Genomic DNA, 11719 nt, shown 5'->3' with positions numbered 1-11719 from the left:
CCCTGAGACGCCGATTCCCGGCACACCAGTCGGTGTGCCGGGCATCGGCTCCGTACGGGGGGCTACGCCGGGACGCCGGCCACGCCCGGTGCCAGGAACTTCTTGCCGTTCACGCGTTCCGAGACGCCCTCACGGTCCAGGTACGGCGTGAGCCTGCCCGCGCACGCTCGACGCGAGCACCGCCGGCGGCGGTCGCCCAGCGGCGTGTGACCTCGCTGACCGAGGTGGCCGCGCGGTCGGCGGGCACCCCGTCGGCGCGCCCCTCGGGGGCGAACTCGACGTGCAGGAACGGCACGTCCGCGGCGTCGGCGGCCCGGCCCTCCACGTTCTCCTGACCCTCCAGCGGGCAGTCCCGCACCCAGGCCCGGCACACGTGGAAGCCGTGCGTGCCCAGGGCATCGGCCAGTCTGCGACCGTCCGCGCGGCCCGCCGATCCGGCACCGGTGGAGGCGACCACGTCGTAGCCGGGGGCCGAGGAGGCGGCCATGCCGTGCAGCTGGGCCCCGGGCATCCCGCGGCGGACCAGCTCGGCGCAGATGGCGTAGAAGACGGTGTCCCGGCGGTGCGCCACGTCCGCGGAGTTCCCGCGTCCGGCTTTGCGATGTGCGCCTGCGAGCACCATGACACCGCCGGGCGAGTCGCGCAGGACCCGCACGCCCAGCTGCTCGGTGCCAAGGTCGGCGACCGGGTGCGGGACCTGGACCGACCAGCGCGGGGGGTGGTCCAGATCGACGTAGACCCGGCCCCAGCCGCGCGGTGCCACGGCGGCGTCGGTGCGGTCGGCCACTTCGGCGTAGCGGTGTTCGGAGACCCGGTCGAAGACCGTGCGTACCGTGAAGTCCCGTTGGGAGAGCAACTGTTCCGCTTGTTTGCGGTGGCCGTCCAGGAGCAGGCCGACACCTTCGGCGATTGCGGTGCGGTCCGCTCGGCTGGGTTGCCGGTAGCCGTGGCCCGGGCCGAACCGGCTGGTGTAGTCCGCCACCTCGCGCGCCAGGTCGACCTGCTGGGCGCCCGTGCCGGGGTGGGCGTCGGCATCCCCGCCGCCGTCGCGGGTGGCGTGGAGCACGGCGGTCAGCGCAGCGGCGAGACCAGCGATGACCAGCAGAATTGTTGCGATCGTTATGCTTCGCGACCGAGTGGCTCTCATGGTTGTATCAAGATATACCGGTGAAAATATGCCGTAGCCGCGCCCTGCTGGCCCTGCTGAGCCCGCTCCTCCTCGTCGCCGCCGTCACCGGCTGCGGCATCGTCTCGGACGACGCGGCCGACCAGGGCGGCGGACGTTCCTTCACCGTCGCGGCGGCCGGGGACATCCTGATGCATCCCGAGCTGGTCGACCAGTCCCGCACGGACGCCAAGCGCACCGGCAAGGGCGTGAACGGGCTGGACTTCGGGCCGATGGTGGCCGGCATCAAGCCGCTCATCAGCAAGGCCGACCTGGCGATCTGCCACCAGGAGCCGGTGATGGGCTCCGCGAAGGGCCCGTTCGAGGGCTTCCCGGACTTCGAGGTGCCGCCACAGACCGCGAAGACGATCAAGGATCTCGGCTACGACACCTGCTCCACCGCCTCCAACCACACGCTCGACCACGGGTACGCGGGCGTGAAGCGCACTCTGGACGCGCTGGACGCCGCCGGCGTGAAGCACACGGGCTCCTTCCGCACCAAGAAGGAGTCGCTGACCCCGCTGATCATGAACGTCAAGGGCGTGAAGGTCGCGCAGATATCGTTCGCGTACGGCTTCAACGAGCCGCACACGATGCCGAAGGACAAGCCCTGGCTCGCCAACCAGCAGAGCCTCGCCGGGATCAGGGCCGCCGAGCAGCGCGCCCGCAAGGCCGGTGCCGAAGTGGTGATCCTCTCCATCCACTGGGGTCACGAGCACCAGCCGGCCCCCACCGCCGCGCAGATCTCCTTCGCCCGGCAGCTCGCCCGGCACACCGGCATCAACCTCGTCATCGGCCACCACGCGCACGTCGTGCAGCCGATGGAGAAGGTCGACGGCCTCTGGGTCGCGTACGGCATGGGCAACCAGATCGCCCGGCACGCGCAGCCGACGGGTCTGACCGAGGAGGGCGTGATCGCCTGGTTCAAGTTCACCGAGCGCGGCAAGGGCCACTGGGACGTCCAGCCGAGCTTCGAGCCGACGATGCTGCAGATCCCGCCGGACGCGGTGAACGCCACGGACGGCGGCAAGGCGACGTACACCGACGACGACGCCCGGGACTACCGCCTGCTGGACGTGCCGGCCGCGCTTCGCGACGACGACGGCCTCACGGACCGGCAGAAGTCACGGCTGCGGCTCGCCTTCGAACGCACCGAGGGCACCCTCTACAACCGCGGCGCTGCCGAGGACGGTCTGAAGCCGCTGACCCCGTTGCCGTGATGGCGGCGGCGGTTGGCCGCGTGACGTGCACACTTCCCCATTCCTGATCATATAGGCACAGATGTTGTGCAGGTCACATAAGTAAGAGTGCAACTTAGTAAGGCTCTTACCCGTCTGAGTGCTGCGGGTGCACCTGAGAAACAGCTGTGCCTGAAACGCGCACGTACATCCGAAATATCGTCACTGCTTCCGTGCGGACCGACCGCCGCACGCCCCGAGAGGACCCTCCCTTGGCGTCACCGCCCCCGTCGCGGCAGCACCGAGCCCGCCGACGAGCCGACATGTCGCTGATCGGAGGCATCCGCCCGCCGATCGCGGTCCTGTCGGTGCTGCTGCTGTCGCTCGCCGGCATCACGGCACTGGTATTGGGCCGCGTCGACAACGCCGGGGTGCCGAAGGCGGTGCTGACCTCGCAGCAGCACTTCGCGGAGGACGGCGCCATCGCGCTGCGCGCCTCCATCGACGAGTCCGTCACCGACCTCACCCGGTCCGCCGCGCTGTTCAGCGCCGGCCAGCCGGTCACGGGCGACGCCGTCCTCGACAAGCTCGGCAGCACCTACCAGAAGTGGACGGGTACCGCCGTCGTCGAGATCCGCACCGGCAAGCTGGTCGCGGCCCGCGGTGAGACCGTGCCGCTGACCTCGGTGAACACCTCCACCCTCGGCGACGAGGGCGGCCTCGCGCCGCGCATGGTCCGGCTGAAGAACGGGGAGACGCGACTGCTGTCCCTCGCGCTGCTGTCCTGGCCGGGCAAACCGCAGCTGCTGCTCGTGGCGTCCAGCAACCTGACGTTCCCCGGCATCAGCATCGGCCAGTTCCGGTCCATCGCCGTGGCCGACCGGGACGGCACGATCCTCAGCAGCGACGGCATCCCCGAGCCCGAGCAGGTGCGCACCAGCACCGATCGCAAGGAGATCAAGCTCTCCCGCAAGCAACTGGAGGCCTTCGCCGAGCTCGCCGCCCGCAAGGCCCGGCAGGACCCGCGCAGCAGCAAGGAACCCGGCATGGGCGGCTACCAGGGCGTCAGCGGGAGCGCGGTCGGCGGGCGTGTGCTCAGCGACCGGTCCGTCGCCGGATACGCCACACTGGCCGCGCCCTCCCCCGGGGAGACCACCACCGCCTCCGGGCTCGGCCTGTCCGTGGTGGCCATGGTCAAGGTGAGCGAGGACCCCACCCGCGCCCACTCCCTGGTGTTCGGCCTGCTGGCGGGCGCCGCGCTCCTCGTCGTCGGCTCCATCGCCGTGGCCGTGCTCCTCGGCACTGTGCAGCGCCCGCTGATCCGGCTGTTCCTGGAGTCCCGCCGGCTCACCCGCGGCGACCTGACCCGGCCCGTCACCGTCCCCGGATACGGCGAGGCGCACCGCGTCGGCCATGCCCTGGAACGGCTGCGCCGCCAGCTGCTCGGCGAGAGCGCCGAAGACACCGGCCCGGCCGCGCGCCCGCGCGGACTGCGCAAGATGGGAACCCGCGCCCTGCTGGTCGTGTGCGCGGTACTGCTGCTGGCCTGGTCGGTGCCGCTGATGCTGCTGATCAACCGCGCCGACGGCACCGCCGTCGTACCGCAGCAGCTCGTCAGCGACCAGCGTGAACGCACCGACACGCTCAGTGACCGGGTACGCCGCGCGCTCAACGAGGGCAGCGCAGACCTGGACTCGGTCGGCTCCCTCATCGGCAACCGGACCGAACCCGAGGCCATGGGGAAGGTGCTGGAACGCACCCTCGACGAGAACCAGCGCTACCGCTCGCTCTACGTCGTGGACTCCGCCGGCGAGATCCTGGCCCGCGAGGGCAAGGAACCCAAGCTGATCCGCTCCCACCGGGTCTCCGACACCGCGATCCGCCTGCTGGGCCGCGGCGGCAAGCAGCCCGTCGTCGTCGCCAACGCCGAGATCCCCGGACGCGACGGCGCCCAGCTCGTCGGCGAGTTCCGCGTCGAGTTCTTCAACGCGCTGCTGACCCGGCCGGGCATGGGCGTGGTCCGCCTCGTCGACGACCACGGCAAGGTCATCGCCGGCAACACCGGCTTCCTCGCCTTCCAGTCGCTGCCCGACGACCACCTGAAGGACCTGGTCGCCGCGAGCGCCCAGCGGCTCGGCAAGAAGGCCCGCGCGAACGGGGTGCTCTACCGTGAGAAGGGCGTACGGATCGCCGCCGCCGCCCCGTTCGCCGGCAGCGGCCCCGCCGAGGCCCTCGGCTGGAGCGTGGTCAGCTGGCAGCCCGCCAGCCGGCTCGCCATCCCCGAGTACGACGCCCAGAACCGCACCGTGCTCGCCGGACTGCTCGGCACCGCCGCGGCCGTCGCCTGCCTGGGCTGGCTGCACATCGTCGTGGCCAGGCCGCTGCGCTCGTTGGCCGGCCGTGCCGAGGCGCTGGCCGGCGGCGACCGCAAGACCGTGCTGTTCCCGCAGCACCACGACGAGGTCGGTGCCGTCACCCGCTCCCTGGAACTCATCCGGCAGCAGCTGCACGACCAGCGCCGGCAGGCGCCCCGCCGCACCCCGCCCCAGGCCTCCGCGCCGCAGCAGTACACAAGGAACTGATCACTCGTGCTCTTCCTCTACACCGTGCTGCTGGTGGGCTGCGCGATCATGGTCGTCGCGGGCGTCGTCGAGCAACGCCGGCACTTCACCAACCTGGACCACATACCCACCCGGGTCCTGATCAACGGCATCCGCGGCAAGTCGTCCATCACCCGGCTGTGCGCGGGCGCGCTGCGCGGCGGCGGCCTGACCACCGTCGCCAAGACGACCGGCACCGCGGCCCGGTTCATCCACCCGGACGCCACCGAGGAGCCCGTCTACCGCAAGTTCGGCATAGCAAACGTCGTCGAGCAGATCGGCATCGTGCGGCGCGCCGCCGCGTACCAGCCGGACGCGCTCGTCATCGAGTGCATGGCCGTCATGCCGGCCCTGCAAGAGATCAACCAGTCCAAGCTGATCCGCTCCACGATCGGCGTGCTGTGCAACGTGCGCGAGGACCACCTCGCCGAGATGGGCCCCACCCTGGACGACGTGGCGCGGTCGCTGTGCCGCTCGATGCCCGAGGACGGCATCTGCGTCACCGCGGAGAAGGAGCGCTTCCACATCCTCCAGGAGGAGGCCGACGCCCGGAACTGCCGACTCGTCTACGCCGACCCGGAGACGGTCACCGACGAGGAACTGCGCGGCTTCAGCTGGTTCACCTTCAAGGAGAACGTCGCCATCGCGCTGACCGTCGCCGAACTCCTCGGTGTCGACCGCGAGACGGCTCTGAAGGGCATGTACGAGGCCCCGCCGGACCCCGGTGTCCTCTCCGTCGAGCGCTATCTGACGCCCGAGGGGAAGAAGCTGCGTTTCGCCAACGTCTTCGCGGCCAACGACCCCGAGTCGACGCTGATGAACATCAACCAGCTGCTCGACCTCGGCGCCATCCACCGCCCGCTCAACGTGGTCATCAACTGCCGCCCCGACCGCGTCGAACGCAACGGTCAGATGGGCGAGATCATCCCCGACCTCGACCCCGAGCACGTCTTCGTCATCGGCCACCCGGCCAAGTCCGCCATCGACGCCATCCCCGCCGAGTTCCGCTCGCGCGCCGTCGACCTCGGCGGCGACAAGCGTGACCCGGCGGAGTTCATGGCCCAGATGCTGGAAACACTCGCCCCGGACTCCTCGCTGGTCGCGATCGGCAACATCCACGGTCAGGGCGAGATCCTGCTGGAGCACCTGGCCGAACTACCCCCGGACGAGAGCGCCGACGAGCCGGTGGCCGCGGCCCCGGCCGGGCGCGTCGGAGCGGAGTCCGCCGTGGTCGAGCACGTCGAGACCATTCAGCTGTACGCGCCCCGCATCGACCCCTACCAGGGGTATTCCCAGGCGTACGAGTCACGCTACGCGCAGCAGCCGTACGTCCAGCAGCCCCCCGTGCACCAGGACACCGCGAACATGTACGCGGAGCAGCAGCCGGCGGGCCAGGCGGGATACGACCGGCCGTACCCGGACGACGACTGGACGCAGACCCAGCAGTACCGCGGTCAGGCCCCGCCCCGCGGGCTGTTCGAGCCCCGCGTTCCCCCCCAGCCCTCCGCCGACGACAGCCAGCAGTGGCACAGCCCAGGAGAACAGCGTTGATCCCCTCCGTCCTCACCCCCGAGATCGCCGCGATCGGCATCGGCCTGGGCCTGATGTTCTCCCTGATGTGCTACCTGACGACCAACCTGTCGCCGGGCGGGATGATCACCCCGGGCTGGCTCGCGCTCACCCTCATCGAGGACCTTCAGCGGGCCGCCCTGGTGGTCGGCGTGACCGTGCTGACGTACCTCGTCACGCTGCTGATGCAGAAGTTCGTGATCCTGTACGGCAAGCGGCTGTTCGCGGCCGTCGTGCTCAGCGGCGTGCTCATCCAGGCCACCGTGATCATCGTGCTGCAGATGGAGTTCCCGCTGCTGTACGCCAACCAGACGCTCGGGTTCATCGTCCCGGGCCTGATCGGCTACCAGCTGGTCCGCCAGCCCAAGGGCGCGACGCTGCTGTCCGTCGGATCGGTCACCCTCGCCACCTATGTGGTGCTGACCGCCGGCATTCTGCTGGGCGCTCTGCCGTCCGCCTGAGCCCGCACGTTCCCGACGTAATCCTGGAGCCCTCACCATGCCGAAACGCAAAGGCCGACCCGTCGTCCACACGGTGACGGTGCTGTCGCTGCTCGCTGGCAGCGCGTACTTCACCTACGAACTGCGCAAGGACGAACAGGCGAAGGTCCCGGCCGCCCAGACGGTAACCGACAACGCCCTGCAGAACTCCGGCAAGGCGACCGGCAAGCAGACCTGGGAGCGGCTGAACGACCCGGCGCGTTCGGTACTGCGCGACGGCAAGGGCGCGGTCATCGCCACCTTCACCGACGGCGCCCGCACGGCCACTCTCAAGGGCCCTTCGCGGACCTTCGGCGAACCGGCCAACACCAGCACCAAGGTGGTCACCGACGACTGGGTCCGCCTCATGCCGGAGCCCTGGGTCAAGGGCGCCCAGAACCAGCAGTGGTTCAAGGACTGGTTCAAGAAGTACTCAGGCAGTCAGGAGGACGATATCTTCGCGATCGCCTTCCAGTACGTGCAGGGCGTGCCGGTGAAGAAGGACTCCGCGGGCGTACCGTACGCCGGTGACGCGGTGTTCGGCCCGTACAAGGCGGACGGCGTGGACCGCCTGGAGCAGAACGACTTCTACGACTACCTCGGCATCTCGTACACCTTCCGCAACGGCGCCACGATGTACCCGCGCAAGGAGCGCTACCGCGCGCTGGACTGCTCCGGCTTCATGCGGATGGTGTGGGGCTACCGCGCCCGCTACCCGCTGATGGCCACGAACACCTCGGGCGACGGCCTGCCCCGCTCGGCCAACGGCATGGCCCGCTCCAAGGCCGGCGTCGACATCATCAAGCTCCAGGGCCCCTCGCCCTGGTACACCCGGCCGAAGAACACGGACATGCTCCAGCCGGGCGACCTGCTGTTCTTCAAGATGGACCACCGCACCGGCAACCACATCGACCACGTGGCCCTCTACCTGGGGCTGGACACCGAGGGCCACAAGGTCTTCCTCTCCAGCCGCAAGGAACAGAACGGCCCCACGATGGGGGACACGGGCGGCGTCTCCCGCATCGACGGCAACGGCTTCTACGCCCAGCTGTTCCGCAGCGCCAAACGCCTCTGACCAGGCGGGCCGGGCGGCCCCGGCGGTGAACTCGCCGAGCGGGCCGCCGGCCTTCTCCGGGAGTCACCTGACACGCCGATGCCCGGCACACCAGTCGGTGTGCCGGGCATCGGGTTTGTGCGGAGGCGGCTACGCCGGGACGCTCGCCACGCCCGGGGCCAGGAACTTCTTGCCGTTCACGCGCTCCGAGACGCCCTCGCGGTCCAGGTACGGCGTGATGCCGCCCAGGTGGAAGGGCCAGCCGGCGCCGGTGATGAGGCAGAGGTCGATGTCCTGGGCCTCGGCGACGACGCCCTCGTCGAGCATGAGGCCGATCTCCTGGGCCACCGCGTCGAGGACGCGGGCACGGACCTGCTCCTCGGTCAGGACGGTGTCGCCCTGCTTGAGGAGCGCCGCGACCTCCGGGTCGAGCTCGGGCTTGCCGCTGTCGTAGACGTAGAAGCCGCGCTTGCCGGCCTTGACGACGGCGGCGAGGTTCGCGGAGACCGTGAAGCGGTCCGGGAAGGCCCGGTTGAGGGTCTCCGAGACGTGCAGGCCGATCGCCGGGCCGACCAGTTCCAGCAGGACCAGCGGGGACATCGGCAGGCCGAGGGGCTCCACCGCCTTCTCCGCGATCTCGACCGGCGTGCCCTCGTCGATGACGTTCTGGATCTCGCCCATGAAGCGGGTCAGGATGCGGTTCACGACGAACGCCGGGGCGTCCTTGACCAGAACCGCGGTCTTCTTCAGCTTCTTGGCCACCGCGAAGGCGGTCGCGAGCGAGGCGTCGTCCGTCTTCTCGCCGCGGACGATCTCCAGGAGCGGGAGGACGGCGACGGGGTTGAAGAAGTGGAAGCCGACGACCCGCTCGGGGTGCTGGAGCTTCGACGCCATCTCCGTCACGGAGAGGGAGGAGGTGTTGGTGGCGAGGATCGCGTGCGCCGGGGCCACCGCCTCGACCTCCGCGAACACCTGCTGCTTGACGCCGATCTCCTCGAAGACCGCTTCGATGATGAAGTCGGCGTCCGCGAAGCCCTCGGCCTTGTCCAGGACGCCGGTGACCAGGGCCTTCAGCCTGTTCGCCTTGTCCTGGTTGATGCGGCCCTTGCCGAGCAGCTTGTCGATCTCGGCGTGGACGTAGCCCACACCCTTGTCGACGCGCTCCTGGTCGATGTCCGTGAGGACGACCGGGACCTCCAGGCGGCGCAGGAACAGCAGGGCGAGCTGCGAGGCCATCAGGCCCGCGCCGACCACGCCGACCTTCGTCACCGGGCGGGCCAGGTTCTTGTCCGGGGCGCCCGCCGGGCGCTTGCCGCGCTTCTGGACGAGGTTGAACGCGTAGATACCCGCGCGCAGTTCGCCGCCCATGATCAGGTCGGCCAGCGCCTGGTCCTCGGCGTCGTAGCCCTGCTGGAGGTCGCCGTTCTTGGCGGCGGCGATGATGTCGAGGGCGCGGTAGGCGGCCGGGGCCGCGCCGTGCACCTTGGAGTCCGCGATGAAGCGGCCCTTGGCGACGGCCTGGTCCCAGGCCTCGCCGCGGTCGATCGCCGGGCGCTCGACGACGATCTCGCCCTTGAGGACGGTCGCCGTCCAGATCAGCGACTGCTCGAGGAAGTCGGCGCCCTCGAAGATCGCGTCGGCGATCCCGAGCTCGTAGACCTGCTTGCCCTTGAGCTGCTTGTTCTGGTTGAGGCTGTTCTCGATGATGACCGAGACGGCCTTCTCGGCGCCGATCAGGTTCGGCAGCAGCGCGCAGCCGCCCCAGCCGGGGACCAGGCCGAGGAAGACCTCGGGGAGGGAGAAGGCGGGGAGGGCCGCGGACACCGTGCGGTAGGTGCAGTGCAGGCCGACCTCGACGCCGCCGCCCATCGCCGCGCCGTTGTAGTACGCGAAGGTGGGGACGGCCAGCTTCGACAGCCGCTTGAAGACCTCGTGGCCGCCCTTGCCGATGGCCAGCGCGTCCTTGTGCTCCTTGAGCAGCTCGACGCCCTTGAGGTCGGCGCCGACCGCGAAGATGAACGGCTTGCCGGTGATGCCGACGCCGACGATCTCGCCGTCCGCGGCCTCCTTCTCCACCTGGTCGATCGCGGTGTTGAGGTTCGCGAGCGAGGCCGGGCCGAAGGTGGTCGGCTTGGTGTGGTCGAAGCCGTTGTCCAGGGTGATGAGGGCGAACTTGCCGGCGCCCAGGGGGAGGTCGAAGTGGCGTACGTGCGCCTGCGTGACGACCTCGTCGGGGAACAGCTCGGCCGCGCCCTTCAGGAGTTCAGCGGTGGTGCTCACTTGTCGCCTCCGTCGAAGTGCGGGTTCTCCCAGATGACCGTCGCGCCCATGCCGAAGCCGACGCACATGGTGGTCAGGCCGTAGCGGACGTTCGGCTGCTCCTCGAACTGGCGGGCCAGCTGCGTCATCAGGCGGACGCCGGAGGAGGCCAGCGGGTGGCCGTAGGCGATGGCGCCGCCGTACTGGTTGACGCGCTCGTCGTCGGCGATGCCGTAGTGGTCGAGGAAGGCCAGGACCTGGACTGCGAAGGCCTCGTTGATCTCGAAGAGGTTGATGTCCTCGATGGACAGGCCCGCCTTGGCGAGGGCCTTCTCCGTGGCGGGGATCGGGCCGTAGCCCATGACCTCCGGCTCCACGCCCGCGAAGGCGTAGGAGACCAGGCGCATCTTGACCGGCAGGCCGTTCTCGCGGGCGAAGTCCTCGCTGGCGATGATCGACGCGGTGGCGCCGTCGTTGAGACCGGCCGCGTTACCGGCGGTGACCCGGCCGTGGACGCGGAACGGGGTCTTGAGACCGGAGAGGTTCTCCAGGGTCGTGCCCGGGCGCATCGGCTCGTCGGCGGTGACCAGGCCCCAGCCCGTCTCGCCGCCCTCCGGGCTGGTGCGGCGCACCGAGATCGGCACCAGGTCGGCCTGGATCTTGCCGTTGGCGTACGCCTTGGCGGCCTTCTCCTGGGAGCGCACGGCGTACTCGTCGGCGCGCAGCTTGGTGATGTGCGGGTAGCGGTCGTGCAGGTTCTCGGCGGTCATGCCCATGAACAGGGCGGACTCGTCGACCAGCTTCTCCGACACGAAGCGCGGGTTCGGGTCGACGCCCTCGCCCATCGGGTGGCGGCCCATGTGCTCGACACCACCGGCGATGACCGCGTCGTACGCACCGAACGCGATCGAACCGGCCGTGGTGGTCACGGCGGTCAGGGCGCCCGCGCACATGCGGTCGATGGAGTAGCCGGGGACCGACTGGGGCAGACCGGCGAGGATGCCGGCGGTGCGGCCCAGGGTCAGGCCCTGGTCGCCGATCTGGGTGGTCGCGGCGATGGCGACCTCGTCGATCTTCTTCGGGTCGAGCCCGGGGTTGCGGCGCAGCAGCTCCCGGATCGCCTTCACGACGAGGTCGTCGGCGCGGGTCTCGTGGTAGATGCCCTTCGGGCCCGCCTTGCCGAACGGGGTGCGGACGCCGTCTACGAAGACGACGTCCCTGACGGTACGAGGCACGATGGCTCTCCTCCAGGTGCGGGATGGCACTGCTGCGTTGCGCTGAGCGCGCGCTCAGCACCCATGCTACTTATGGGTAACGTAGCTGCACAGTCCTGGCGGGGGGAGCGGTGAACGTCACACCGGCGGCGCAGTGCCGGGAGGGGCCCGCAGGCCGGGGGGCGTGCCTTTCGGCCGCGT

8 protein-coding genes are annotated in these 11719 nt (G+C 70.1%); 5 read left to right on the top strand and 3 right to left on the bottom strand.

Annotation, left to right across the window (positions count from 1 at the left end):
* Nucleotides 1-109: 109 nt before the first annotated feature.
* On the bottom strand, nucleotides 110-1066 hold the full coding sequence (locus ACWGJM_RS41850) for a hypothetical protein (protein ID WP_453417000.1): 957 nt from the start codon (nucleotides 1064-1066) through the stop codon (nucleotides 110-112).
* A 101-nt stretch (nucleotides 1067-1167) separates the two neighbouring features.
* On the opposite strand from ACWGJM_RS41850, the gene ACWGJM_RS41845 reads away from it, so the two are divergent.
* The 5 genes from ACWGJM_RS41845 (at nucleotide 1168) to ACWGJM_RS41825 (ending at nucleotide 8066) form a co-directional block, all read left to right on the top strand.
* Nucleotides 1168-2385, top strand: coding sequence for a CapA family protein (locus ACWGJM_RS41845; RefSeq protein WP_453416998.1), 1218 nt, complete (start codon nucleotides 1168-1170; stop codon nucleotides 2383-2385).
* Nucleotides 2386-2666: 281 nt separating this feature from the next.
* Nucleotides 2667-4925, top strand: a complete 2259-nt coding sequence (locus tag ACWGJM_RS41840) for a HAMP domain-containing protein (protein ID WP_453416997.1) — start codon at nucleotides 2667-2669, stop codon at nucleotides 4923-4925.
* Between the two features lie 6 nt (nucleotides 4926-4931).
* A complete protein-coding gene (pgsB, locus tag ACWGJM_RS41835) occupies nucleotides 4932-6494 on the top strand; it encodes a poly-gamma-glutamate synthase PgsB (protein ID WP_453416996.1) in 1563 nt (520 codons plus the stop codon).
* On the top strand, nucleotides 6491-6973 hold the full coding sequence (locus tag ACWGJM_RS41830) for a poly-gamma-glutamate biosynthesis protein PgsC/CapC (RefSeq protein WP_361440002.1): 483 nt from the start codon (nucleotides 6491-6493) through the stop codon (nucleotides 6971-6973). Before pgsB ends, ACWGJM_RS41830 begins: the two co-directional genes overlap by 4 nt.
* Nucleotides 6974-7010: 37 nt before the next feature.
* Complete coding sequence (locus tag ACWGJM_RS41825; protein WP_453416995.1) at nucleotides 7011-8066, top strand: NlpC/P60 family protein; 1056 nt, start codon at nucleotides 7011-7013, stop codon at nucleotides 8064-8066.
* A 129-nt stretch (nucleotides 8067-8195) separates the two neighbouring features.
* On the opposite strand, the gene ACWGJM_RS41820 is transcribed toward ACWGJM_RS41825, so the two are convergent.
* Nucleotides 8196-10325, bottom strand: coding sequence for a 3-hydroxyacyl-CoA dehydrogenase NAD-binding domain-containing protein (locus ACWGJM_RS41820; protein WP_453416994.1), 2130 nt, complete (start codon nucleotides 10323-10325; stop codon nucleotides 8196-8198).
* Nucleotides 10322-11539: a thiolase family protein gene (locus ACWGJM_RS41815; protein ID WP_453416993.1), complete on the bottom strand. Its 1218-nt coding sequence runs from the start codon at nucleotides 11537-11539 to the stop codon at nucleotides 10322-10324. Before ACWGJM_RS41815 ends, ACWGJM_RS41820 begins: the two co-directional genes overlap by 4 nt.
* Nucleotides 11540-11719: the final 180 nt, after the last annotated feature.

It is taken from the genome of Streptomyces sp. NPDC054834, assembly GCF_053611185.1.
Note: the sequence above shows the minus strand (reverse complement) of the source record. Positions and strands in the feature narration are given on the sequence as shown.